This window comes from Pseudoclavibacter sp. JSM 162008, from assembly GCF_041366455.1.
In the GTDB taxonomy this organism is placed as follows: domain Bacteria; phylum Actinomycetota; class Actinomycetes; order Actinomycetales; family Microbacteriaceae; genus Pseudoclavibacter.
On sequence record NZ_JBEWYX010000002.1, the window covers coordinates 69,281 to 95,613 of the forward strand.

Consider the following 26,333-nt stretch of genomic DNA (forward strand, 5'->3'; position numbering starts at 1 on the left):
GTGACGCCGACCTCCGACGCCCAGTCCCCGCTCGAACGCTGGATGCTTGGGCTCAGGCCCGTGCGGGCCGTCATCGAGAACGCCTTCCGAATCGAGGACCGCGTCCGCCTCGTGCGAGTCAAGCTCGTACGCAAGCGCGGCTACCTCACCGTCCTCGAGCCCTACACGGGGTACGGGACCACGACGTGGGTCAGAGCGCTCGCGCGCGTCCACATGGCCCCTCCCGGCAGCAGGCGCCGCTTCAGCCTCTCGAGGCTCCTCAGGCGCAAGCGCCGTGAATCGGTCGTCCGCGGCTGGCGGAGCTTCGCACGGGTATCCGCCGGGAATGTGCCCGCGACCGTCATCATCGATGGCGTCCGGCACGCGGTCAAGGCCGACCGGGGCGGCATCATCGACATCAACCTGCCCGCGAACCTCGCGCCGGGCTGGAACACGATCACCTTCGAGAGCTTCGACCGGCAGACGAGCACGGCCCCGGTCTTCATCGTCGCCGACGAGCAGCGCGTCGGACTCCTGTCCGACATCGACGACACGGTCATGGTGACGGCACTCCCCCGCCCCATGCTCGCAGCGTGGAACACCTTCGTGCTCGATGTGCACGCGCGCACCCCGACGCCCGGCATGAACGTGCTCTCCGAGCGCATCCTCACGTCCTTCGGGCGCAGCGAGACGCCCGTCGTCTACCTGTCGACCGGTCCGTGGAACGTCGCTCCGACGCTTGCTCGCTTCCTCGGTCGCAACCTCTACCCCGCCGGTCCCCTGCTGCTCACCGACTGGGGGCCGACCCCGGAGCGCATCTTCCGGTCCGGTCTCGACCACAAGGTGTCGAACCTCGACCGACTCGCCCGTGAGTTCCCCGACATCAAGTGGATCCTCGTGGGTGACGACGGCCAGCATGACGAGCAGATCTACGGCGAGTTCACGAGCCGCCACCCTGACCGCGTGCTCGCCATCGCCATCCGGCAGCTGTCGACGAGCGAGGCTGTGCTCGCGGGCGGCCGCGCGGCAAGCGCGCACTGGCGCAAGAACGCGCCGGTGCCGTGGGTGTACGCGCCGGATGGCGCTGGCCTCGCCAAGCAGCTCACGGAGGCGGGCATCCTGCCGGACCTGACGCAGGCGCCGGGCACGAGGACGGACGAGGCCCCGGAAGAGACCGTCGTCGCAACCGTGGACTAGGCGCGTTCCTCTCGAGGGGACTGCGTGCGCCCCAGGGCGAGCGTGAAGTTCAGCGAGTCCATCTCCGAGTACGGGCGGTACATGCCGTTGAAGACGCTCGAGCCCGCCGGGGTGAGGATCACGCGCACCCCGAGCCATTCGGCCACGTCATCGCGGATGAGCGGCGTCCCGACCTCGCAGCTCGCGAAGTCGATCAGCGCACCGTCCTCACCCTGCACGACGAGCCTCGCGCCATCGCCGTCGAAGACGAGCTGCGGGTTCCGGAACGTCACGTCGAGCATGCCTCCGTGCCCCGTGAGCCTCACCGAGCCGACGAAGCTGGCGCTTCCCACCGGCGATTCTCCAGCCAGCCACGCCGAGTCGGTGGCGCCTCGCGGATAGGCGAACTCATCGTCGTCGACGAACGCTCCGCCCTCCACGCGCACGTCGCCACCCGAGCGACGCACGTACTCCACGAAGGACGACTTGATCGGCCATCGCAGTTCTCCACGCCAGAGCTCCATGCAACAAAGCTAGCCCGCCTCGAATTCGAAGCGCCAGCGGCAATCTGCGCGCGCTACTTCGAGAGCAGCAGGGTCACGACGAAGATGACCGGAACCGAGAGGAAGGTCGTCGCCAGAATCGTCTCGCGCGCGACACGCATCCCGACCCCGTAGTTGCTCGCATAGGTGAAGACGTTCTGCGCGGACGGCAGCGCCGCGGTCACGACGACGATGAGCAGCGCCGCACCGTCGAGACCGAACAGCCACGCTCCGATGAGCCAGGCCAGAGCCGGGTGGACGAACACCTTGAGCACGGTGGCGACGATCGCGGGCGCACGGTCGGGCTCACGGAAGGGGATGGCGTTGCCCCAGAGGGACATGCCGAACGCCAGGAGCATCGCGGGGACGCTCATGCCTCCGAGGAGCTCGATGGGGTCGAGCAGGAACCCAGGGATCGTGACGCCGGACGCGCTCACGGCGATGCCAGCCAGCGCTCCGATGACGATGGGATTGCGGAAGGGGCGGAGGACGATCTGCCACCACCGGAGTCGGGGCGCGTCGTCGTCCCTGGACGCGATATCGAGGAGCGTCATGAAGACCGGACCCATGATGAGCTGCTGCCCGAGCATCACGGGTGCGACCAGTGTTGCGTCGCCGAGCACGTAGACCGCGATCGGGATGCCGAGATTCCCGGCGTTGACGTAGCTGGCCGCCATGGCGCCGGACGTCGTCGTCCCGAGCCCCCATCTGCGGAGGGCGCCGACGGCGGTGTAGATGAGTGCCACAGCGGTCATGGCGATCGCCGTGACGACGAACTGCCTGGAGTAGAGCACCTCGAGGTGCGCGTCGGCCATGAGTGTGAAGAGCAGAGCTGGGGTCGCGACGTTGAATGCGAGCTTGGACAGGCCGGTCTGCCCGGTCTGCCCGAGTACACCGCTGCGTGCCAGGAACACGCCCACGGTCACGATGACCGCGATGACCGCGAATCCCTGAAGAACATTCATAGCTTCCGCGATCGTATCCTGCCCGCCGCTCTCGGGTGACGCTGGTGAGTGCGACCACGCGCTCCACCGACGAATTCACGAGGAACTCGGATGCGAACCGAAATGACTTCGGGAGACTTTTCTCTCATCGTGTCGCCACCTAGCTCACGCAGTGCATAGGGCGCAAACTCCCCAGCCAGAAGAAACCTGGATTCAAATCACCGGATAATCATCTAACATGTCCTCGGTCTGCAATTAACGAAGGGGATCCCATGGCTCGGAAAGTCATCTACCAGCTCGTCGACGACATCGACTCGAGTTCACTCGCCGAAGGCGAAGGCGAAACGGTTCAATTCGCTCTCGACGGAACCGACTACGAAATCGATCTCTCGGACGAAAACGCCAAGAAGCTCCGTGACGCACTCGCCGACTACGTCTCGGCCGCCCGCACGGTAGCCAAGTCGCGCAAGTCCAAGTCGGCCGGTTCCACCTCGAACCGCCCGAAGAAGGACCTGGCCGCTATCCGCGCCTGGGCTCGCGCCGAGGGCCACAAGATCTCCGACCGGGGTCGCATTCCCGGTTCGATCATCGAGGACTACGAAGCAGCCAACGCGTAAGCACGAACCCGAGAGGTCTCGTGGGTTCACCTCTCGAGACCAGACGCAGGAAGAGGGCCAGACGGCGGAAGCCGTCGGGCCCTCTTCCTGTACCGGCCGTCGCTATCTGGCGACGATCGTCGGCGTCTCGAGGTGCGCGAGGACTCCATGACTCACGGAACCGAGCAGGAGCCTTGCGAAGGCACCCCGCCCCCGGCTGCCGACGACGACCAGGGACGCCGAGTGCGCGGCGTCGAGGATGGCCATGTCCGGAATGCCCTCGACGACAACCGGGGTGATCTCGAGGTCTGGGTAGCGGCCCCTCAGGCCCGCAAGGGCGAGCGAGAGTGTCTCCTCTGCGGCGAGACGCAGCTCGTCGAAGAAGTCACCCGTGACGATGACGCCCCCTCCGTAGACGTTCGGGGCATGCCAGGCGTGCACGGGGATGAGAGGCTCCCCTGCGCGACTCGCCTCCTCCGCAGCCACCGCCAGGGCATTCTCCGAGAGGTCCGACCCGTCGACACCGACGACCACGCCGCGTCGGGCCGAGAGATCGGTGTCCGGGACGACCGCAACCGGAGATTCGCTGGCAGCGGCGACGCGAACGCTGTGCGTGCCACTCGCGCGTCCAGGAGCGTCACCACGGTTGCTGCCCACGACAAGCAGGCCGGAGGACTTCGAGAGCTCGGCGAGGGTCTCGATGACCGGACCCGTCAGCACGACGGTCTCCACGTCGAGGCCGGCGTCGACGGCGAGCGCCGCCTCGGTCGCCTCCTGCAGGATGCGCGCCGCAGCCGACTCCGCTTCGATCATGAGGTCTGGATTCCCGGCACCCGCAATTCTCGGATCGACGATATGCGCGAGTTTCAGGCGTTTCCGTCCGCGTGACGCGCGGGCTGCCGCCCACCGCGTCGCGACGATTCCAGGATGGTTACCAGCGACTCCGACGGTGATGTTCTCGCTCATACCCGAATGCTAGCCCCACCCACCAGTGGAATCACTGCGTAGCGGCGTACTCGCGCTTGAGGTCGCTGAAACCGACCAACCGGAATGGACCCTCCGTCTCGTTCGGGAGCGTGAACTCCCCCAACTCGGTCGGATCCCGACGTTCATGCCACTCCAGGTATTGTGCGGCATCTATGGGAACGCGATTCGCGAGCGTTGCTCGATTCTCTTCGGTTCGCAAGTGCTCTCGATATCCGGGTTGAACCGTGCCGCCGAAGAACTCCGCCACGCTTCCGGAGCCGTAGCTCAGGAAGCCGATACGGCTGCCTTCCAGCTCTTCCTCGCTGTCGAGCAGGCTCAGGAGCGCAAGGTAGATCGATGCGGTGTATGTGTTGCCGATGACCCTGTTGTAGCGCAGTGTGGGCGCGATCTGGGCGTCGAGAGCCGCCGGTTCGAGGTCACCTCCTGCTGTCTTGATGAGGTGGCGGTGCGCTTTAGCGGCCATCTTGGTGAACGGCTGGTGGTAGCAGAAGCGGTGGAAGTCGCCGATGGGGAATCCGCCCTGCTCGGTGTAGTCGTTCCACGCGCTCTCCACGGCCTGGAGGTACGCGCGAATCGAGTACTTGCCGTCGACGAGCGCGGTGACCTGGCCGTTCGGACGCCAGAAGTCCATGATGTCGCTGGTGAACACCCCTGAGCCTGGCTCGATGACGACAAGATCCGGATCGGCAGCCACCAGCATGGCGACTGCGCCGGCCCCCTGGGTCGGCTCACCGCTCGAACCCAGTTCGTAGCGCGCGACGTCGCTCGCCACCACGAGCACGCGTTGCCGCGGGTCGCGTGCGACGAGGGCCGTGGCGAACTGCAGCGCGGCGGTGGCCGAGTAGCAGGCCTGCTTCAGCTCGACGACTCGGCAGGTGGCCGGCAGACCGAGCAGCTGGTGCACGTACACGCCGGCCGCCTTCGACTGATCGATGCCGGTTTCCGTCGCGAAGAGAACCGTGCGGATGCCCTCGGTGCCGTGCCGGTCGATGATCTGCTTGGCTGCCGCCGCTCCCATCGTGACGACGTCCTCGTCGGCGGCGGTGATGCTCATCCGCTCCTGGCCGATGCCGATGGTGTACTTCTCGATCTCAGTGCCGAGCCGCTCGGCGATCACCGAGAGGTCGAGCACTCGGGACCCCGTCGCGAAGGCGAGGTCGTGGATGCCGATTGGTGTTGTCATAGTGTTCGCTCGTTTCCGCGCGTCGCTCAGTTCGCGGCGCGTTCCAGCTTGATGTGCGAGGCCATCAGCTCGCCCTGGTTCGTCTGGGCTGCCATGAGGGAGAGCTCGCCGCAGAGAACGGTTGCCGCACACAGTACGGCCAGTCGCCGAGCGTTCGCTCCGGGCTCGCGGTCTTCCTTGCAGCCGAGGCGTTCGAGATTCGCCTCGATGAAGTCGAGCCCCTTGCCGTTGCCGACGCTCCCGACGATGAGGTTGGGCAGCGTGCACGAGAAGTAGAGGTCTCCGTCGCGCACCTCGGCGTGGGTGATTCCCTGCGAGCCCTCGACGATGTTCGCCGCATCCTGCCCCGTGGCGAGGAAGAAGCCGAGGAGCATGTTCGCGTAGTGCGCGTTGCCCGTTCGAAGGCCGCCAGCCAGCATCGTGCCGATGAGGTTCTTGCGCACGTTGAGCTGGGCGATCTTCTCCGGAGTCGACCGGAGCCAGCGCTCGACGGTGCGCCGCGGGAGCACGAGCTCCGTGACGACGTTCTTGCCCCGGCCGAGGATGCCGTTGACCGCGGTCGCCTTCTTGTCGGAGCAGAAGTTGCCCGAGATCGACTCGTAGCGGAGCTCTGGCCAGCGACGCAGGATGAAGTCCATGAGTCGCTCGGAGGCGAGCGTCACCATGTTGTGGCCGGACGCGTCGCCGGTCGTGAGCTCGAACCTGAGGAAGAGCAGGTTGCCGGCGATCTGCGCGTGCAGGTCGATGAGGCGAGCGAAGCGGCTGCTCGTCGCGACCACCTCCTGCAGCAGGTGCATGTGCGACTGGATCTCGTGGAGCGCCGTGAGCGCGACGCCGGCGTCGTCGGCCTCGAAGAGCACCGAGCGGCTCATGCGCTCGTCGATCAGGGTCGCCTTGATGCCGTCCGGCACGAGCATGGACATCTTGGCGCCGCGGCCGACCGAGGGCCAGAGCGGCTGCTCGTAGGTCGCGAGCGGGACGAGCTGCTCACCCTCCATGACGTTGCCGGTCACGCGGACTGGACCCACCCATTTGAGCGGAACTGGTGCGTGGTCGAGGAGCTCGGTGCTCATCGCTGTCCTTTCGATGGGAGGGTGCCGCGCCCGCGGGCTCGCGAGACGACGGCCGGGTCGATGCCGCGGGAGGCGCAGAACTCGAGGAGCGCGCCGTGGAGGATGAGCTCCTGCTGGCCCAGAGCCGCAGGAGTGGGAGCGCCGAGCATGGTCTGCAGCGCAGCGAGCTGATCCTGCCAGGAGCGGATGTGCTCGACGAGCGCCTCCAGGCCGTCCTCGACGAGCACCTCGAGGAAGTGGCCGGATACGCCGACGGCGCGCGCGCCGAGGGCAAGCGCCCTCAAGACGTCGAGTGGCGTTCGCACGCCTCCCGAGGCGAGCAGGACGGGCGTGGGCGAGGTACTGGCGTCCGCCTCGATGAGCGCCTCAGGGGTCGACTGTCCCCAGCCGACCAGAGAGGCGTAGTCGCCCAGGCGCCGTCTGGAGTTCTCGATCCTGGCGAAGTCCGTGCCACCCCGGCCGCTGACGTCCGCGTATGGCACTCCGAGCTCGGCGAGGCGTGCGAGCGTCTTCGAGCTGAGCCCGAATCCGACTTCCTTGACGATGACCGGAACGCCGACTCGCTGCACGATGGCCTCGATGGCCCCCGGCCACGCAGCGAAGTCCCGGTCGCCCTCCGGCATCACGGTCTCCTGCACCGAGTTGATGTGGATCTGCAGCGCATTCGCCTCGAGCAGGTCGACGGCGCGCCGCGCGTCGTCCGGGCTGACGGTGGCGTTGACGTTGGCCATGACGAACCCGTGCGGGTTCTCATCGCGGATGACGCGGAAGCTGGGAGCCGTGGCGGCATCCTTGAGATAGGCGGAGAGCGAGCCGGCGGCCATGGCGATGCCGGTCTCGCGAGCCGCCACCGCGAGGTCGCGGTTGATGGCGCCGGTGCGGTCGCTGCCGCCCGTCATGCCGTTGAGGTAGAACGGCACAGGCCAGCTGGCACCGGCGACCTCGACGGCCGTCGAGACGGACCCGCGGTCGATCCCGCCGAGGGCGTGGTGGACGAAGCGCACGTCGTCGAAGTCGTTGCGCGTGATGCCTGCCCGCTGCTCGAGGGCCAGGTCGACGTGCTCGTCCTTGCGGTTACCCATGTTCGCGAACTCCAACTCGACGGTGCGGTATGACGTGCAGGTCCAGGACCTCGATGCCGGCGGCGCGCCATGCGGCATCGAGTGCCTCGTTGCGGGCCGGCGCCAGCGCGATTCCGCAGTCGCCGCCACCTGCCCCCGAGGTCTTCGCCGGTATCCCGACGCCGCGTGCCGCGGCGATGAGATCCAGCAGCGCGGGGGTGCGGATGCCGATGCTGCTCAGCTCGTCCAGCGCCTCGAGGTTGTCGGCCGCGTCGCGGATGGCCAGGAGGGCGTGCTCGACGCTGTCGGCTCGGACCGCCGCGACGAGAGCCGCCGTGATCCTGTCGCTCTCCCCGAGGAAGGCCGCGTATCCGGCGCTCGATCGCCAGTCCCCCGCGTGGAGTGTACCGACGAGCTCGGCCGTCGAGGCTGGCGCTGAGGTCCATCCCACGTGCAGCACCATGGAACTCGGATCTGGCAGCGACTCGAGCACGAGCCCTGGCCAGGCCTCGCTCAGACTCGCCTCGACCCCGCTCGCACGACGCAGCTCGCGAACAGCGAGCCGGTCGGGCGACGCGTAGTGCACCCATCCCCCGAGCGTGCTCGTCGCGATGTCAGCGCACGAGGCGGCCGGCCGCAGCTCGATGGTCGCGAGGCTCGCGAGGCGGAAGACCGCGTCGTCGTCGAGGCCGAGACCGAGGTGCTCGGCGACGGCGCGCACGGTGACGACAGCGACGGCACCGCTCGATCCGAGTCCGAACTTGCGACCGTGCTCGTCGTCGAGCTCGCTCTCGATCTCGAGCGCGAACGGCGAGGTCTCGATCCCCCGCTCACGTGCCAGGTCGTGGACGACGCGGATGCACTCCTGCACGAGCTCGCCACCGGCTGCGTCGATCGAGACCGAGTCGCCATCGATGGCAACCGGGACGGGCTGCGAGCCGAAGTGCAGCGACCGGACCGAGCTGACCGCGTCGTTCGCGGCGGCGTGCAGGCGGGCACGGATGAGCCTGGAGACCCCCACGATCACGGCGTGCCTGCCTGGTTCGACAACCGCGTACTCACCGGTGACGAAGAGCTTGCCCGGGGCTTCGGCGACGATCACCGCGTTGCTCCGGGGATGCCTGGGACCGCGGCCCGGTCGTCCGGACCGGAGACGGCCACGCCTGGACCTGACTCGGCGATCACGAACTCGGTGCCGGGAGCTGCGGCTGCGAGCGCTGCTCGGACCGCGGGGGCATCAGCGGAGCGGCACAGCGTCTTGACGTTCGGCCCGGCGTCCATGGTGGCGTACGCCTCGAGGCCGCCGCGGCGAAGGTCCGCCACGGCGTCGATGAGGGCCATGCTGCCCGCGGTGAGGTATCGGACGGGAGGCACGGCGCCGAGCATCGCGGCGTGCATGCGGAGCGCGTTGCGCTCGGTGATCTCACCGACCTCGGTGAAGTCGCCTCGACGCAGCGCGTCGCGCATGAGCGCGAGCTCGGTCGGGTTCGTCTCGACCCACGGCGCGTTGTACGGCGAGGTCTCGACGGTTCGGCGCATGGCGTCGCGGCTCGAGATCGGCTTCTCCCCGGCGTTGACGATGCCGAGCACCATGGCCGCGTCGACGTGCGCGTCGTTCACGGGCTCCGCGTAGGAGCTGAGGTCGTCGGTGCCGGCGTTCCAGACGGCGAAGCCGCCGAAGATCGAGCGCGAGGCGGAGCCGGAGCCACGCCTGGCGAGTCGCGAGAGGTCGCGTGCAGAGAGGTCGAGCCCGTACGCCGCAGTAGCCGCGGCAGCGAGGGCAGCGAAACCGGAGGCGGACGACGCAAGGCCTGCTCCGGTCGGTCCCGCGTTGCTCGTCTCGACGCGCGCGGCTCTCGCGCTGCCGGCCAGCTGACCGACGTGGTCGAGGAAGCGGGCCACCTTGACGGACGCCGCCTGCGGCATGGGGGCGCCGTCTTGCAGGACCTGGTGCTGCTCGGCCTCCGCCGCGAGCGTGACGGTCGTCGTGGTCGGGTAGACGGCGAGCGTCAGCGAGAGGCTCGAGGTCTGCGGGATGATCAGCGCTTCGTCGCGCTTCCCCCAGTACTTGATGAGCGCGATGTTCGGGAAGGCGACGGCAGTCGACCTCACAGCGGGGTGCCCGTGCTGGTGATGCTCCAGGTCTGGATGGCCCCCGCGCCCTGCAACGCTGCGGCGACCGCCGACGCATTGCCGCGCTCGACGACGGCGACGATGCATCCACCGAGGCCTCCGCCCGTGAGCTTGGCCCCGAGCGCCCCTGCACCCGTCGCCGCGGCCACGAGCTCGTCGAGTGCTGGGTGGCTCACGCCGAGCGCTGACAGGAGCTCGTGCGCCTGCGTCATGCGGGCGCCGAGCGAGCGTGCCTCGTTGGTCTCAAGGTCGGTGATAGCCAGGTCCGAGAGGTCACCGAGGGTGTCGATGATGGTCATCGTCGCGTCGTGGTCGCGTTCGAGCGAGGTGCGCACGTCATCGACGGCCTGGCGCGTCGAACCGTGCACGCCCGTGTCTGCGATCACGAAGCACGCGTCGAGGGCGACAGGCACCGGCACGGCGCTGGCGTTCTGGAATCGGATGGGCGACGGGATGGTCGTCGCCAGCGCATCGAGTCCACTCGGCTTGCCGTGCGCCACCTGCTCCGCCAGCTGGACAAGCGCGAAGTGCTCGCCGCCGGAGAGCGTGACGTTGTGGAGCCGCGAGACCGCGTCGACGATGGCTCCGGCCGCTGCGGCGCTCGACCCGAGGCCGCGCCCGAGCGGGATGTTGCCGCGAACGGCCACTGTCAGACCCTCGAGGTCGCCCCCGATGGCCCTGAGGGTCTCCTCGATCGCCGTGCGTGGCGCCTCGACGATCTCGGGGGCGGCAGCGAGCGGGCCCGTGTAGTGGTCCGACTCGAAGCGGGGCTCTGTGCCCTCGCGCCATGCGGTCGCCCGCATGCGCATGGCACGGAGCGGAAGCGCGACGGCGGGCTTTCCGTAGACGACGACGTGCTCACCGAAGAGGATGAGCTTGGCGTGGGCGCTCCCGCGCCCGACGGCTCGTCCGATTCGCGGCAACGCAGAAGTGTCGAGAGAAGCAAGCGACGTCACGTCGAAACTCGATGGCACCAGGGTCACTCACCTCGCAGTAGGTCGGCGTCAAGTGTACGGCGCAGTCAGGCTGATCGCATGCAGCGCACTCGTCAGCTTCCCAGGATGTTGATCATCCACGCGATCCCGAAGCGGTCGACGAGCATTCCGAACGTGTCACCCCACGGCGCCTGCACGAGGGGCTGCTCGATCTCGCCGCCATCGGCGAGCTTGTCCCAGTAGCCGCGCAGCTCGTCCGCTGCATCGCCACTGATGGAGATCTCGACCGTTCGTCCCGGGTTGGGCTCGATGAAGGACGGGGTGTCCGAGGCCATGATCGTGAAACCGCTCGTGGTCGTGAGCTGGCCGTGCATGATCTTCTCTGATTCGGAAGGGTCCATGGGCATGCCAGAGCCACCGAAGGTGCTCATGACGAGCTCTCCGCCGAAGACCAACCTGTAGTACTCGAGCGCCTCGCGCGCGTTGTCGATGAGGTGGATGTAGGGGTTCAGGATGACTGCCATGGTCGGGCCTCTCATAGGTCGCGACGACGGTCATCGTCGCTGAATCTGATCGTGGCACAAGCCGCCGACAATCCGACGCCTCCGGGCAGCGAATCTCGCTGAACTCCTGCCTCACGACCGTCACCGCGCCGACCAGCACCCCGCGGTGCGCGAACGACGCGTCGTCGCCTTCGTCGAGTCGCTCGCCTGACTCGAGCCTCACATCGAGACCGTGGCTGAGGCGCTTCAGCGCCGAAGCGACTCGGCGATCGCGGGCCTGATCTCAGCACGGGTGAGATGCCCCGCGATCACCAGACATGCGAGTCCCTGCATGGTCGCCCAGAGGGCCGTCGCGCGCGCCTCGATTCGCCCAGCGCCAGCCTCGGGGTCAAGTCCCGCCGCCGCGTCGCCGAGTGTGTCCTCGAGCTGACGGATGAGCGGGGCCATGGTCTCGCTCGGGGAACCTGGCACACACACCTCCGGGTCGTAGATCAGCGTGAACGCATGCGGGTTGTCGACGGCGAACTCGACGTAGGCGGCGCCAAGCGCAAGCGCGCGCTCCTGCGCGTCGAGGCCTGGCGCATCCGCGGCCAGGAACTGGTCGACGAGCCGCTGCATGCTCACTTCGCCGAGCCGCTTGAAGAGCCCGGTCTTGTCGCCGAAGTGGTGGTACGGCGCGTTGTGGCTGACGTCAGCCTCCCGCGCCAGCTCGCGCAGGCTGATCGATGACTGCGGCTTCTGCGCCAGCAGTTCGACGCCGGCTGCTTCGAGGACGGGGCCGAGGTTGCCGTGGTGATAGGGCGCATCCGATCTTGACATGAGCAACATTGTAGCTAGGCTGACTCTCGCCACATCTTGACACTGTCCACTTCAGGGCTCAGGAGCCACCATGCACACCCTCGTCATCGACGGCCACCCCAACCCGAACTCCCTCTGCGCCGCGCTCGCGACGCGCTACGCCGACGCGCACGGCGACGCCAGGATCCTCGCCGTGCGAGACCTCGCGTTCGACCAGAACCTGCGCTTCGGCTACACCAAGCGGCAGGAGCTGGAGCCCGACCTGCGGGAGGCCTGGACTGCCATCCAGGAGGCGACGAGGATCGTGCTCGTCACCCCGGTCTGGTGGGGCTCCGTGCCGTCACTGCTCCAGGGGTTCTTCGACAGGCTCCTGCTCCCTCGCATGGCCTATGACGCCTCGGGCACGTTCCCCAAGGGCCTCCTCAAGGGACGCAGCGCGCGCATCATCATGACTGCGGACAGCCCCGGCACCTACCTGCGGCTCACGGGGAACACACCTGTCCGGTAGCTCAAGACGCACGTGCTCGGCTTCATCGGCCTCTCGCCCATCGCGGTCACGCGTTTCTCCCCCGTCAAGACCTCGACGGCCGAGAAGCGCGAGCAGTGGCTCGCCGAAGCGTCCACGCTCGGCGAGAACGACGCCAGGCGCTACTTGCCGGCGCCGAGTCCCGCCCTGATGAGCTGACCCGTCGTCGCGGTCGGGAGGTACGCACGCGTCAGGCCGATGCCGATGCGCGGCAGGTCGGCCTCGTCCCGGTAGAGCAGGTACATGGGCTCGTACCTCGGGTTGAACTTCGTCTTGAAGTTGTGCAGGGACGAGAAGCCGTAGAGCGGCTCGAGGATCTCCGAGACCTGGCTCAGCACCTGGTCGAGCGCCGTGGCCTGAGCCTCGCCGGACCCCGCCAGTGGCGCCCCCGACAGCGAGGCGAAGGCGGCACCCTCATCCCGGAAGGCCAGCGCCGACGAGATGATGAGGAACTCCATGACGGGCTTGAAGCCACCGTCGCGTCGACGCATGAGATCGAGCGTCCAGCCGCGGACCTCGCCCTCGCTGCCGTAGACGGGCAGCCACGAGGTGACGCCGTGCACGCTGCCGTCGTCATCGATCGCGATGCCGAGCCGCACGGCCGGGTCGAGTGCCTCGTCGACGCCGCCGAGGGTGAAGCCCATCTCGGGCAGCCCCTTGTCACCCACCCAGTCCTCGGAGATCGCGCGCACCTGCGCGAGCACAGCCCACGGCTCCTCGGCGAGGGTCGTCATCTTGAAGCGGATGCCTTCGCGTTCGGCCCGGTTGACGGCGGAGCGGACGGGCTGCCAGGGCTTCCCCTTGAGCTCGAGACCGGGGAGGTCGATGATCGTGTCCTCCGCCACCTGAACTCGCTGCCAGCTGGATGGGGCGGCGTCCACGGTCGCCTGCGTCGCTGAGAAGAACGCCGGCGTGTGCCCGGCGAGCTCGGCGCGGGAGGCGAAGTCGTGGATGAGGTCGCTCAGCTCCGTCGCGGGCGCAACCGGGTCGCCGAGCGCGAGCGCGACCCCCGAGTACTCCTGGTAGGCGATGTAGCCATCCTTCTTGGGGCTCATCAGGTAGTGGTTCCGGGGCCAGAGCGTCATCCAGGAGATCGTGCTGCCCCCGACTCTCGGGAGGATCTCGCGGGCTTCCTCGACCGTTCCCCGCCGGTCCCCGGAGATCGAGTTCTTCGACGGGCGCACGCGCACGGCGAAGGACCTGCGGGCAACGACGAGGAAGAGCACGACGAGCACCCAGAGCAGCGAGCCCGTGAAGTTCATGGTCAGGCCGTCGTCGAGGCTGCCGGACGTTGCGACGTCGAGGACGATGAGCGCGAGCTCGAGCAGGTTGAAGATGCCGAGGGCCACGGCGACGATCCACGCGAAGCGCTGTCCTCGCCTGATGCCGTTCGCGACGAGGAGGATCACGACGACGTCGATCGCGACGCCGACCCAGGTCTCGGTCTCGGCGGTCGACTTGCCGAGCGGTCCGTCGAGCGTGAAGAGGGCAGCGACGACCTGCGCCGCACCGAGGCCGATGAGCGCCGTGAAGGCGATGAGGCGGTCTTCGCGCGTGCTCGTGGCGAGGCCCGTCTTGCGGTGCCGTTGCACGGCGTAGATCGTGAAGATGACGGCGACCGGCAGGAAGTGCTCGAGGTCCGCGAGGTCGCCCACATAGAGGAGGCGCAGGGAGACGAGCGCCCCGAGCGCGAGACCCAGTCGCAGGCGCCATGGCGGTCGGAGGACCCAGACGAGGGCGGCGGTCAGCGCTGCGATGCCACCGGATGCCCCCACGTCGAGGCTGCCCGCGAGTCTGGTCGCCCACTCCCACCCGGTCGGGGCGAGCGCGGCGACGATGGCGAGCGTTCCGAGCACGGCGAGTGCCTGACCGGCGAGGAAGACCAGGGCGGTTCGCTTCCAGCCGAAGCGGAACTCGAAGACACCGCCCACGATGAGCAGCTGCACGATGAGGAGCGCGTAGTGCCAGGCGCCGTTGCCGAGCAGCGACCCCGTGATGGGGGTCCACCACATGCCGGCCTGGAGCGGCGGCAGGCCGAAGGCCACGTCTCCGTACCAGGGCTGCGCTCGTGACAGGTGCCACATCGCGCCGGTGGCGACGCCTCCGACGATGAGGACCAGGACCAGGATGGTCGTGAACGGAGCACGACGGGCGAACGTGACGAGTGGGCGGACCGCCGCCCCGATGGCGTCGCGACCCGCGGCCCCTCCCGGAGCGGTCTCCTGCGCATCCTGGGCGGCAGGGATGAGCAGGTCGAGTTCCTGCTCGGTCTCGCTGCTCGCATCCGCCCCCTCAGGTCGGTTGCGGGCTCGGTAGACGACGACCGCGACGATGACGATGACCAGGACGACGGCGACGGCGAGCGCGGCCCAGCCGAACGCGTGGATGAGCGCGAGGGCGCTCTTCCCGAGGGCGACCGTGATGGCGGTGACACCGGCCGCCCAGGCGACGCCACCGAGGGCGTTCGCGACGAAGAAGCGACCGTACGGCATGGCCATGGCGCCCGCGAGGGGTCCCGCGAAGACGCGGAGCAGCGCGATGAAGCGACCGAAGAAGACGGCGTACGCGCCCCATTTCTGCATGAGCCCGACGGCGGCGTTGATGCGCGCGACGCTGAAGTGCTTCGGGAACCGCTGCGAGAGGTAGCGCAGCAGTCGCGCTCCCCAGCGCTTGCCGATGTAGTAGCCGATCGAGTCGCCCACGATGGCGCCGACGGCGGCCGCGGCGGCGAGCAGCCACGGGTCGACCCCAGTGCCTGCCACGCTCATGAGCACCGCGGCGATGAGTACGCTCTCGCCAGGGAAGGGCAAGCCGAGACTCTCGAGCGTGACGATGACGGCCACGAGGAGGACAACGAGCAGCGGGGGGATAGCTATCAGCCAGTCGAACACGCGTTCAGGCTAGCTGTGAAACGACCGAGAGGCCTCGGATTGTTGCCAAACCGCCGCCAGACGGGTTCCGAAGGACTCTTGTGACCAACCCGGCACACAGCGAACTGAGGAGCAAGACAATGAAGAAGACGACGACGCGCACCATCGCCAGCCTCTCCACGGCCGCGGCCCTCTCTCTCGGCGCAGTCGCCCTGACGGCCGCCCCCGCGAGCGCAGCCGATCTCGCACCGGCGAGCTCCGTCTCGACGACGGCGAGCGGCGCGCTCATCAACGGCCCCCTCATCGACGGCCCACTCATCGACCTCGGCGGCCTCCTCAACTCCCTGCAGATCGGCCAGTTCCAGTAGCGGCCGCGCCTCCGTCTGAGGGGGGCCAGCCGCGGCGACCAGCCGCAGCACAGCAGGAGACCAGGTGCCGAGGGAGACCTCGGCACCGCTATGAGGAGCGCACAGTGACGAAGGCCAGCCAGCAGACGCAGACCAGCCAGCAGACCCCGAAGGGCCAGCGGGGCCCGAGCAGCCAGCACGATGACGGCGCGGCATCGGATCGCCTGCGCCTCACCCCGGCGCAGCTCGGCATCTGGTACGCCCAGCAGCTGGATCCCGACAACCCGAGCTACCAGATCGGCCAGTACCTGGACCTGCGAGGGCAGCTCGACGAGCGCCTGCTGCGGATCGCGTTCACGAAGACCGTGGCCGACCTCGACGCGATGAGCCTCGTGCTCGCCGAGGACGGCGACGGGCCGTACGCGATCATCGAGCGCCCGTCGCCCACCGCGGACCTCCTCGCGGTGACGGACCTGCGCGAGCTCGGCGAGGATCAGGCGGTCGAGGTCGCCCTCGAGCGCATGGACCGCGAGCTCGAGACGCCGCGGCCGATGACGGGACGCGAGCTGCTGGGCACGACCCTGTACCGGGTCGCGGACGCTCGCTGGCTGCTCTTCCAGCGTGTGCACCACGTGCTCCTCGACGGCTACTCCGCCGTCGTGGGCCTCCGCTACCTCGCCGGCGCGTACACCCGGCTCGAGAAGAGCGCCCCCCGCGGGGTGCTCGGCGCCCTGCTCGCCGGCCCGATCGCGCACCTGGCCGCGCGCACCGCGTCTCCCCTTCCCGGATTGCCCGAACTGCTGGCCCACCTCGACGAGTACGCGGTCTCCGATCAGCACGCGGCCGACGCCGACTACTGGCGCGAGCAGCTCGCCGATGACAGCGTCGTGACCGGGCTCGAGGGAACCACCGGCCGGGCGGCCAAGCGCGTCGTGCGCGTGTCGACGAGCATCCCCGACGCCGACGCCAAGCGCCTGCGCGCGCTCGGTCGCGACATGCCGAAGACGGCAGTCGGACTGGTCGCCCTCTACCTGTCGAAGATGACCGGCCAGGTCCGGGTCTCGCTCGGCCTCCCCGTCACGGCGAGGCGCGGGAAGCTCGCGAAGACGACCCCGTCCATGCTGTCGAGCATCCTGCCCCTGCGCGTCGACGTCACCCCGGGGCTGAGCCTCTCCGAGGTCATCACCAACGCCGGCAACGCCGTGAGCGGCGCCGTCGCGCACCAGCAGTTCCGGGTCGAGGAGGTCGCGCAGACGCACGCCCTCGCCGGCCCCTCCGTCAACCTGCTCCCCGTCATCGACGAGCTCGTGTTCGGCCGCGCGCGCGGCACCGTCAACATCCTCTCGACCGGTCCGGTGCACGACCTGTCGGTCGTCATCTCCGGGCTGACGAGCGAGGCCGCCGAGCCCACGCTCCAGCTCGAAGGCGACGCCGAGCTCTACACGGCCGAGATCCTCAGCGAGCACGCGGGGCGGATGCTCGAGCTGCTCTCGCAGGTGCTCGACGATCCGAGCGCGACCACCGTCACGGACGCCAACGTGGTGCGAGCGGACGAGATCGCCGGTCTCCTCGGGCAGGGCTCCGGCGACGACGTGCCCATCGGCCAGGAATCGGTGCTGCGCGCGTTCTCGAAGGTCGCCGCGGTCCGCGACACGGCTCGTGCGGTCGTCGCAGCTGACGGCACGCTCACCTTCTCGGAGCTCGACGAGCTCTCGACGCGCCTCGCGCACCACCTCGTCGGCGAGGGCGTCGGTCCAGGGCGCACGGTGGCAGTGCGCATCGAGCGCAGCAAGCACCTCCCGATGCTCGTGCTCGCCGTGCTCAAGGCGGGTGGCGTCTACGTCCCCCTCGACCCCGAGTACCCCATCGACCGCGTCGGCAACATGATCGAGGACGCATCGCCCGCGCTCCTGCTGACCAGCAAGGCCCAGGAGCAGCGCGACCTCGCCGATGGCGCGTCCTGGCGCGTCGCGACCCTGCCGATCGACGCCGACACGTCCATCGCCTGGCGCAAGCGACCCGCCGACCCGAGCGGCCTTGCACCCGTCTCCCCCTCAGAGCTCGCCTACGTCGTCTTCACCTCGGGAAGCACCGGGCGCCCCAAGGGCGTCGGCGTGGACCGCCTCGCCCTGCGCAACCTCTTCGAGCACCACCGCGCCGAGATCTTCGACCCAGCGGCAGAGCGCCTCGGCCGGCCCGTGAGGGTCGCCCACACGGCCGGCCTCTCGTTCGACGCCGCGTGGGACCCGCTGCTCTGGCTCTTCGCCGGCCACGAGCTGCACCTCATCGACGACGACGTGCGCCGCGACCCGCAGCGCCTCGCCACCTACCTCGCCGAACACGGCATCGACGCGATCGAGACGACCCCGTCGTTCGCCGAGGCCCTCATCGCGGGCGGACTCTTCCAGCAGGACAGGTACCCGACCGAGATCGCGCTCGGCGGGGAGGCCGTCGGGCCCGCCCTCTGGGACGCGCTCGCGGCCCAGCCGGACGTCTCCGCCCTCAACCTCTACGGCCCCACCGAGACGACCGTCGACAGCCTCATCGCGCCCATCGTGCAGGGCTCGGAGCCGCACATCGGCAGCTCGGTGCGCAACACGCGCCACTACCTCCTCGACGCCTCCCTCACCCCGGTGCCGGACGGCGCCATCGGCGAGCTCTACCTCGCCGGCGCCAACGTCGCGTCCGGCTACGTCGGCCAGCCCGGCCTCAGCGCCGAGCGCTTCCTCGCCGACCCGTTCGCCGGGGACGGCACCAGGATGTACCGCACGGGCGACGTCGTCCGTCGCCGTCGCAGCGGCTCGCTCCGCTTCCTCGGCCGCATCGACGAGCAGGTGAAGATCCGCGGGTACCGAGTCGAGCTCGCGGAGGTCGAGGCCGCGCTGCGCAGGCAGCCCGGGGTCTCAGCCGCCGCCGCGATCGTGGTGGGCGACGGCGCATCCGCCCGCATCGTGGGGTACGTGACCGGCGAGCGCCAGCAGGAGAACCTCGCGGCGCAGACGAAGGCCGCACTCGCCGCCGACCTGCCCGGCTACATGGTCCCGAGCAGCGTGCTCGCGCTGAGCGAGCTGCCCATGACCCCGAACGGCAAGCTCGACCGGCGGGCACTCCCAGCCCCGGAGCAGCGCCCGAACGACCCCGTGCAGCAGCCGCGCACACGCGCCGAGCGCGTCACCGCAGAGGCCTTCGCCGAGGTGCTCGGCATCGAGTCGATCGGCGTCGACGAGGACTTCTTCGGCGCGGGCGGCCACTCGCTCCTCGCCACCAAACTCGCCTCGCAGCTCACGGAGCGCCTCGACCGGCAGATCACGGTGCGCGACGTCTTCGAGCGCCCGACCGTCGCCGGGCTCGCCGCGCTCGACGACGACAGCGCCGACGCCGCCCGCACCCGCCCCCTCGCCCCAACGCCCCACGGCGACGAACTCCAGGTCTCCCTCGCCCAGCGGCGCCTGTGGTTCCTGAACAGCCTCGAGCCAGGCTCCAGCGCCTACAACATCCCCATCGTGCTGCACCTCGATGGCACGCTCGACGAGGCGGCGCTCCGGGCCGCCTTCCGGGACATCGCAGAGCGCCACGAGCCGCTGCGCACGGTCTTCCCCTACGTCGATGGCGAGCCGAGGCAGCGCATCCTCCCGATCGACGCCGGCGCCCCCGCCTTCACCTCCGTCGACGTGCCAGAAGACCGGGTGGACGACATCGTCCGCCAGGAGTCGCTGCGCCCCTTCGACGTGACCCGCGAGGTGCCGCTGCGCGCTGTCCTCCTGCGCACCTCGCCGACGAACCACGTGCTCGTCACGACGATGCACCACATCGCCTCGGACGGCTGGTCGCTCGCCCCCTTCGCCGCCGACCTCTCCGCGGCGTACTCGAGCCACGTCGCCGCGGCCGCCGGCGAGAGGCGCGCCCCGGCCGACGACGTGCTGCCCACGCTCCCCGTCTCCTACGCCGACTACACGCTGTGGCAGCGGGAATCGCTCGGCTCAGAGGACGACCCATCGAGCGCCATGAGCACCCAGCTCGACTTCTGGCGGCGCACGCTTGCCGACGCACCCGACGAGATCGCCCTCCCGCGAGACCGCGAGCGCGGCGCGCGGCGGAGCGACATCGGCCACCTCGCCTTCGAACTGGATGCGGAGCGCCACCGCGCCCTCCGCGAGGTCGCGGCGCAGCATCGGACGAGTCTCTTCATCGTCCTGCACGCGGCAGTCGCGGCGGCGCTCGGCCAGCACGGCGCCGGCACGGACATCGTCGTCGGCACCCCCGTGGCCGGACGCGTGGACCCGAAGCTCGAGCGACTCGTCGGCTTCTTCGTCAACACGGTCGCGCTGCGCACCTCGCTCGCGGGGAACCCGACGCTCGGCGAGCTCATCGAGCGTGTGCGCGTGGGCAACACCGAGTCGTACGCCCACCAGGACGTGCCGTTCGATGCGGTCGTCGACGCCCTCCGGCCGCCGCGCGTGGCCGACCGCCACCCCGTCTTCCAGGTGCTCCTCACGCTCCAGAACACCGAGCCGGCGAAGCTCGACCTCGGCGAGGTCGTCGTCACCGTCCCGAGCCAGGTCACGACCGCCGGCGTCAAGACCGACCTCATGCTCGACTTCTCGACCCCCGCCGGCGACGAAGGCCCGCTCGAGGCCGCCCTCGCCTACGACCTCGCGCTCTTCGACGAGTCGACGATCGGGCGCATGCGCGACACCGTCGACCGCATGCTCTCCGCCATGATCGACACCGTCGAGCTCGCCCTCTCCGATCTCCCGGCCCTCGACCGGGCGACCCAGCAGCGGATCGACGCGCAGGCCCGCGGCGAGCGCCTGCCGATGGACGGGACGATCCTCGATGAACTCGCCACGAGCATCCGCCGCCTCCCCGGAGAGCTGGCCCTCGAGGACGACACCGAGCCTCTCACCTTCGCCGAGCTCGGCGAGCGCATCGACGCCGCCACCCGCGGCCTCGTCGCCTCAGGCGTACGCCGCGGAGACCGGGTGGCCATCGCGCTGCCCCGCTCCGGCGACGCCGTGACGCTCGTGCTCGCCGCGCTCCGAAGCGGTGCCATCGCGGTGCCCGTCGACATCGACTACCCGGATGCCCGCATCACGCAGATCCTCGACGCCAGCACCCCCGTGCTGCTCGTCGCGGTCGACGAGACGCGCCTCGGCTCGCTCGCCGACGAGTCAGGGACTCGGACCGTCGCCCCCACCTCTCTCGTCGAGCTCGGCGCCAGCGAGTCGGACCTCGACCTGCCCGCCCTGCCGCTCCCCGAGCAGCCCGCCTACCTCGTGTTCACGTCCGGCACCACCGGTGTGCCCAAGGGCGTCCAGGTGCCGCACTCCGCCCTCGCCAATGTCCTCGCGCAGCACCTGCACGCGATGATCTCCCCGCTCCGCGAGCTCCTCGGCGGGCGCCCCCCGCGCGTCCTGCACGTAGCCGGCCTCGGCTTCGACGCCGCCTGGGACCCGATCCTCTGGCTTGCCGCGGGGTCGAGCCTCGTGATGGCGTCCGACGCCACGCGGCGCAACGCCGACGAACTGGTGCAGCGCGTGTCCGGTTCCTCGATCGACGTGCTCGAGACGACGCCCTCGTACGTGCGCCAGCTCATCGGCACCGGCCTCCTCGAGCAGAGCGCCGAACGCGAGACGCCGCTGCTCGTCGCCCTCGGCGGCGAGGCCGTCTCGTCCGACCTCTGGGACTCCCTGCTCAGCGCTGACGGAATCGAGGCCTGGAACCTCTACGGCCCGAGCGAGTTCGCGGTGGACTCCGTCGTGACGCGCCTGACCGAGCCGGGAGGTGTCCGCATCGGCCGCCCGGTCGCCAACGTGACCGCTCGGGTGCTCGACGGCTACCTCCGCGACGTGCCGGACGGCGTGCCGGGTGAACTCCACCTCGCTGGCGCCTCCGAGGCCCACGGCTACCTGGGACGCACCGCCGAGACGGCGAGCGCCTTCATCGCCGACCCCTCGGGAGACGGCACCCGCCTCTACCGGACCGGCGACATCGTCCGCCGCCACCCCTCCGGCGAACTCGAGTTCCTCCACCGCGACGACGACCAGGTGAAGCTCCGCGGCTACCGCATCGAGCTCGGCGACGTCGAGCGCAGCCTCGAGCGCGCTCCGGGCGTCGAGGCCGCCGTCGCGACCATCCACGCGCCGGCAGGTCCGGACAGCGCGAGGCTCGTCGCCTGGGTCGCCGGGGCAGCCGACGCCGACGCCGTCCTCTCCCTCGCCCGCGCCGAGCTGCCGGAGTACATGGTTCCGGCCACCGTCACGGTGCTGGAGAGGCTCCCGCTGACCCCGAACGGCAAGGTCGACCTCGCCGCGCTCCCCGCCCCGGAGTCGGCCGCGGGCTCCCGCAAGCCCGAGACGGACGACGAGCACAGCATGTGCGAGGCGTTCGCCGCCGTCATCGGCCTCGACGAGGTCGGCCTGGACGACGACTTCTTCCGGCTCGGTGGGCACTCCCTGCTCGCCGTGGCGCTCGCCGGTGAGCTGCGCCAGCGCTTCGGCGCCGCCCCTCCCCTGCGCGCGATCTTCGACGCCCCCACGCCGGCCGCCCTCCTTGCCGTGCTCGGCCGCACGGGCGAGCACCCGATGGCCGACCCCACCGGTGGGCCGAGCTCGCACCCGCCGCTCGCCGAGTGGACCGCAGCCAACCCGCGCGTCCACGGCGAAGCCCTGCCGCTCTCGCCCGGCCAGGCACGCCTCTGGTTCCTGAACCAGCTCGCCCCCGAATCCGGCGACTACAACGTCGTGCTCAGCGCCCGCCTCGACGGCGACCTGGACCTCGAAGCGCTGTCCGGCGCGGTCGACGACCTCGTCGCGAGACACGAGGTGCTGCGCACCACGTACCCCGAAGTCGATGGGGCTCCGGTGCAGCGCATCCATGAACCCGCCGCCGGTGTGCTCCAGCACGAGCCGGTCGATGCATCGGCCGGCTTCGACCTGACGAGCCAGCTTCCCCTGCGCGCAGGCCTGACTCCCGCCGGCGACGACTCGTGGCTGCTCGAGCTCGTCCTCCATCACATCTCCACCGACGGCGCCTCCCTCGCGCCGCTGGCGCACGACCTCGCCACGGCCTACACGGCACGGCGCAGCGGCTCGGTGCCGCTCCGGCGCCCGCTGCCCGCACAGTTCGCCGACTTCGCGCGCCAGATCCGGGCGAGCGAGGCGCCAGCGGATGAAGCAGAGCAGGTCGGGGCGTGGACCGCCCACCTCGAAGGCGCCCCGTCGGTGCTGCAGCTCCCTGCCGACGGCGCGCGGGCCGCGCAGAGCGCGCAGCCTGCCGGCCAGCTCGACTTCAGCATCCCCGCGAAGGTCGCGGGCGCGCTCGGCTCCGTCGCGACCGGCAGGTCGGCGAGCGTCTTCCACGGCTGGCTCGGCGCGATCGCCGGCTTCCTCGCGCGGACCGGTGCCGGCACGGACCTCGTCATCGGGGCCCCCTCGGCCGGCCGCCAGGACGCCGATCTCAGCGACCTCGTCGGATTCTTCGTCAACACGCTGCCGCTCCGCGTGCAGCTCGGCGACGAGGCGACACTGGCCGACGCCGTCGAGGCGGCCCGCACGGCGGCGCTCTTCGGCATCGACCACGAGCAGGTGCCGTTCGAGCGCATCGTCGAGGCGATGGCCCCGGAGCGTGTCCTCGGACGCCACCCCCTCTTCCAGACGATGCTCGCGGTCGAGGAGCGCAGCGAGCTCCCCCTCGCCCTGCCAGGCGTCGCCGTCACCCCGGTCGCTCCGGAGAGCACGGGCGGCGCGAAGTTCGACCTGTCCTTCACGCTGCGCACCGCAGAGGCCGGCGCCGACGTGCCAGGCGTGCTCGAGTACAACTCGGCGCTCTTCAGCGCAGCCGCGGCCGGCGGCCTCGTCGAGCGGCTCCTCGCCTACCTCGCGGCGGCCACCGAGACGCCGGATGCGCCCCTCGAGGCGATCCCGGTGCCAGGCACGCCAGGGCGCCTGCGTGCCTGGCCCTTCCAGGAGGCGAGCGACGCCGGCACGACGTCCGAGCCGAGCGCGGTGCTCGCCGCCTTCACCGCGTCTGCCGCGCGCACGCCCACGGAATTAGCGGTCGTGGCCCCAGACGGAGCGCTCGACTTCGGCACCCTCACGGCTCGCATCGACCGGCTCGCCGGCGCGCTCCGCCGACGCGGCGTTGGCCGCGGCGACGTCGTCGCCTACCGCCTGCCGCGCTCGGTCGACACGGCCGCCGCCCTGCTCGCCGTATGGCGGGCCGGCGCAGTCGCCATGCCGATCGACCCCGAGTACCCGAGCGAGCGCGTCGACGCGATGATCGAGGCCGCAGAGCCAGCCGTCATCCTCGACGGCGGACTCGAGGAGCTCCTCGCCGACAGCTCCACGGAGCACGAGGCCGCCGGTCTCCCCGAGGTGTCGCTCGACGACCCCGCCTACCTGATCTTCACCTCGGGGACGACGGGTGTGCCGAAGGGCGTCCAGGTGCCCCACCGCGCCCTCGCGAGCCTGCTCCGCAGCCACCGATCGACCCTCCTGCCGCCGGATGCGGCGACGCGTCGCATCCGCGTGGCGCACACCACGGGCGTCGGCTTCGACGCCGCCATGGACCCGATCCTGTGGCTCGCGAGCGGACACGAGCTGCACATCGTCGCCGACGACGTGCGCCGTGACCCCGAGGCGCTTGTGCAGCTGTTCGCGGACCGGCGGATCGGCGCGTGGGAGACCACCCCGAGCTACGTCGAGGCGCTCATGAAGCAGACCCGACTCGAGAGCTGGCTCGACTCCCTCCCCGACGGCGACGGCGACGGATTCACGATGCTGCTCGGCGGCGAAGCGATCACCGCTGAGCTGTGGAGCTGGCTGCGTGGACGAGCGACGGTTCGCGCGTGGAACCTCTACGGCCCGACGGAGGTCGGCGTCGACTCGATGCTCGCCGATATCGGCGAGACGGCGGCCCCCTCGCTCGGGGCGACGACGGGTGACGTCGTGGGCTACGTGCTCGACAGCCAGCTGCGTCCCAGCCCCGTCGGCAGCGTCGGCGAGCTCTGGCTCGCCGGCACGCAGCTCGCCCACGGCTACACGGGCCGGTCGGAAGCCACCGCCGACAGGTTCGTCGCCGACCCGTTCGCCCGCGACGGCAGCCGCATGTACCGCACGGGCGACCTCGTCGTCGTGCGGGATGCGCTCGACGGCGAACCGCGCCGAGTCGTGTCGCTCGGCCGCAGCGACGCCCAGCTCAAGATCCGCGGCCACCGCGTGGAGCCGGAGGAGCTGGCTCGCGTGATCGGCGCCCAGCCGGGCGTCGCCAACGCCGTGGTCCTTCCCGTCGACTCGGCCGGGCAACTCGCGCTCGGCGCCTGGATCGTGCCGAGCGACCCCGGCATCGCTGGCGGCGACCCGGACGCAGACGACGAGGCCCGAGCACAGCTCGCGAGCCGAGTGCTCGATGCCGTGCGCGGCACGGTGCCCGACTACATGCATCCCGTGGGCCTCGAGATCATCCCGCGCATCCCCCTCACCCCGAACGGAAAGCTCGACCGGGATGCGCTCCCCGAGTTCCAGACGACGGGCGGGGCCGGTCGCGAGCCGAGCACGCGGGCCGAGCTGGCGGTCGCGGCGGCCTTCGCCGAGGTGCTTGGCGTCGAGGACGTGCGGGCGGACGACTCGTTCTTCGCGCTCGGCGGCCACTCGTTCGTGGCGCAGCCGACCATCCGCGCCATCAACGAGGCCCTCGGCGTCGAGTTGCCCGTGCAGGCCATGTTCCAGGCGCCCACCGTCGAGGGGCTCGCTGCCCTCGCCAGCACCGGAGGCGGCGACATCGCGGAGAGCCTCCGGACGATCCTGCCGCTGCGGCCCGCCCGCGAGGACGGCTCCCCTGCCGCCCAGGAACCGCTCTTCGCCGTGCACCCGGCCAGCGGCATCTCCTGGAAGTTCGCCGGGCTGCTCGCACACCTCAAGGGCGACCGCCCGCTCTACGGCCTCCAGCTGCCCGGCATCGCCCCGGACGACGGCGAGCAGAGCAACCACGACACGCTCGCCGAGCTGCTCGACGAGTACGTGGACGCGATGAAGACCGTGCAGCCGGCAGGCCCGTACCGGATCGTCGGCTGGTCGTTCGGCGGCCGCCTCGCTCAGCACCTCGCCGCCCACCTGCAGCGCCGCGGCGACGAGGTCGCGCTCCTCGCGATCCTCGACGCCTACCCGACCGAGCACTCCTCGGTCGCGGGCGTCGACGGTGGCGACCGCATGTGGCGTGCTTTCCTCGACGCGAACGAGGTGGAGGCGCCAGCAGACGAGCTGGATGCGGATGCGGTCCGCGCCCTGCTCGCAGGGGCAGGCAACCCACTCGCGGACATCCCTTCGGCAAGTATCGAGCGGATGGTGCGCGGCTTCCTGCGCGTGGGCGCCCTCCTCGACACGACGCCCGTGCCGACCTTCGACGGCGACCTGCACGTGTTCGAGGCGAGCGTCGATGTCCCGGCTGACCGGCCCGGACCCGACGCCTGGGCACCGCACACGACTGGCACGGTGACCTCGAGCCCAGTCCACGCGCGCCACTCCGCGCTCCTCGACGAATCAGCGCTCGGCGAGGTCGCTCCGGAGCTCGATCGCCTCATGTCGGATTCACACGCGCGATTCCCCAACCGATAGCGAACGGGCTCCGAAGCACTTGGAGAACCATTCGCGCCACCTCCATCAGGAACCCCCGCGTGACGAG

Annotated in this window: 18 protein-coding genes; 6 read left to right on the forward strand and 12 right to left on the reverse strand. The window is 70.2% G+C overall.

The window, feature by feature from the left end; all coding sequences use genetic code 11:
- Positions 1-1,176: an App1 family protein gene (locus ABVF28_RS01815; RefSeq protein WP_371029272.1), complete on the forward strand. Its 1,176-nt coding sequence runs from the start codon at positions 1-3 to the stop codon at positions 1,174-1,176.
- On the opposite strand, the gene ABVF28_RS01820 is transcribed toward ABVF28_RS01815, so the two are convergent.
- Both ABVF28_RS01820 and ABVF28_RS01825 read right to left on the reverse strand, forming a co-directional pair.
- A complete protein-coding gene (locus ABVF28_RS01820) occupies positions 1,173-1,679 on the reverse strand; it encodes an HtaA domain-containing protein (RefSeq protein ID WP_104311493.1) in 507 nt (168 codons plus the stop codon). The genes ABVF28_RS01815 and ABVF28_RS01820 overlap by 4 nt on opposite strands.
- A gap of 53 nt (positions 1,680-1,732) precedes the next feature.
- A complete protein-coding gene (locus ABVF28_RS01825) occupies positions 1,733-2,662 on the reverse strand; it encodes an AEC family transporter (protein ID WP_104311492.1) in 930 nt (309 codons plus the stop codon).
- 251 nt (positions 2,663-2,913) lie between these two features.
- Between ABVF28_RS01825 and ABVF28_RS01830 the strand changes: the two genes are divergently transcribed.
- Positions 2,914-3,258, forward strand: coding sequence for an Lsr2 family protein (locus ABVF28_RS01830; protein WP_104311491.1), 345 nt, complete (start codon positions 2,914-2,916; stop codon positions 3,256-3,258).
- A 102-nt stretch (positions 3,259-3,360) separates the two neighbouring features.
- On the opposite strand, the gene ABVF28_RS01835 is transcribed toward ABVF28_RS01830, so the two are convergent.
- The 9 genes from ABVF28_RS01835 to ABVF28_RS01875 form a co-directional block, all read right to left on the reverse strand.
- A complete protein-coding gene (locus tag ABVF28_RS01835; protein WP_104311490.1) occupies positions 3,361-4,203 on the reverse strand; it encodes a universal stress protein in 843 nt (280 codons plus the stop codon).
- A 31-nt stretch (positions 4,204-4,234) separates the two neighbouring features.
- A complete protein-coding gene (locus ABVF28_RS01840) occupies positions 4,235-5,407 on the reverse strand; it encodes a hydroxymethylglutaryl-CoA synthase (RefSeq protein WP_371029273.1) in 1,173 nt (390 codons plus the stop codon).
- Positions 5,408-5,433: 26 nt separating this feature from the next.
- Positions 5,434-6,480 (reverse strand): hydroxymethylglutaryl-CoA reductase, encoded by a 1,047-nt coding sequence (locus tag ABVF28_RS01845; RefSeq protein ID WP_104311488.1) that lies wholly within the window; start codon positions 6,478-6,480, stop codon positions 5,434-5,436.
- Entirely contained in the window at positions 6,477-7,562 is a 1,086-nt protein-coding gene (fni, locus tag ABVF28_RS01850; RefSeq protein WP_371029274.1) for a type 2 isopentenyl-diphosphate Delta-isomerase, read from the reverse strand. Before fni ends, ABVF28_RS01845 begins: the two co-directional genes overlap by 4 nt.
- Positions 7,555-8,643 (reverse strand): phosphomevalonate kinase, encoded by a 1,089-nt coding sequence (locus ABVF28_RS01855; protein ID WP_371029275.1) that lies wholly within the window; start codon positions 8,641-8,643, stop codon positions 7,555-7,557. Before ABVF28_RS01855 ends, fni begins: the two co-directional genes overlap by 8 nt.
- Positions 8,640-9,653, reverse strand: coding sequence for a diphosphomevalonate decarboxylase (mvaD, locus tag ABVF28_RS01860; protein WP_371029276.1), 1,014 nt, complete (start codon positions 9,651-9,653; stop codon positions 8,640-8,642). Before mvaD ends, ABVF28_RS01855 begins: the two co-directional genes overlap by 4 nt.
- Positions 9,650-10,597 carry a mevalonate kinase gene (mvk, locus tag ABVF28_RS01865; protein WP_179557543.1) on the reverse strand — a complete coding sequence of 316 codons (948 nt, stop codon included), beginning with the start codon at positions 10,595-10,597 and terminating at the stop codon, positions 9,650-9,652. Before mvk ends, mvaD begins: the two co-directional genes overlap by 4 nt.
- Before the next feature lie 125 nt (positions 10,598-10,722).
- The gene (locus tag ABVF28_RS01870; RefSeq protein ID WP_179557542.1) at positions 10,723-11,133 is read right to left on the reverse strand and encodes a VOC family protein; all 411 of its coding nucleotides are present in this window, start codon (positions 11,131-11,133) and stop codon (positions 10,723-10,725) included.
- Between the two features lie 225 nt (positions 11,134-11,358).
- Positions 11,359-11,931, reverse strand: a complete 573-nt coding sequence (locus tag ABVF28_RS01875) for a TetR/AcrR family transcriptional regulator (protein ID WP_371029277.1) — start codon at positions 11,929-11,931, stop codon at positions 11,359-11,361.
- Between the two features lie 70 nt (positions 11,932-12,001).
- On the opposite strand from ABVF28_RS01875, the gene ABVF28_RS01880 reads away from it, so the two are divergent.
- Positions 12,002-12,418, forward strand: a complete 417-nt coding sequence (locus tag ABVF28_RS01880) for an NAD(P)H-dependent oxidoreductase (protein ID WP_371029278.1) — start codon at positions 12,002-12,004, stop codon at positions 12,416-12,418.
- 12 nt (positions 12,419-12,430) lie between these two features.
- Positions 12,431-12,595 carry a hypothetical protein gene (locus ABVF28_RS01885; RefSeq protein ID WP_371029279.1) on the forward strand — a complete coding sequence of 55 codons (165 nt, stop codon included), beginning with the start codon at positions 12,431-12,433 and terminating at the stop codon, positions 12,593-12,595.
- Here the strand turns inward: ABVF28_RS01885 and ABVF28_RS01890 are convergent.
- Entirely contained in the window at positions 12,559-15,327 is a 2,769-nt protein-coding gene (locus ABVF28_RS01890) for a rhomboid family intramembrane serine protease (RefSeq protein ID WP_371029280.1), read from the reverse strand. The two genes, ABVF28_RS01885 and ABVF28_RS01890, sit on opposite strands and share 37 nt — an antisense overlap.
- Positions 15,328-15,446: 119 nt before the next feature.
- Here ABVF28_RS01890 and ABVF28_RS01895 point away from each other — a divergent pair, with 119 nt between their 5' ends.
- Both ABVF28_RS01895 and ABVF28_RS01900 read left to right on the forward strand, forming a co-directional pair.
- Positions 15,447-15,674 (forward strand): hypothetical protein, encoded by a 228-nt coding sequence (locus tag ABVF28_RS01895; RefSeq protein ID WP_104311480.1) that lies wholly within the window; start codon positions 15,447-15,449, stop codon positions 15,672-15,674.
- A 104-nt stretch (positions 15,675-15,778) separates the two neighbouring features.
- Complete coding sequence (locus tag ABVF28_RS01900) at positions 15,779-26,266, forward strand: amino acid adenylation domain-containing protein (RefSeq protein WP_371029281.1); 10,488 nt, start codon at positions 15,779-15,781, stop codon at positions 26,264-26,266.
- Positions 26,267-26,333: the final 67 nt, after the last annotated feature.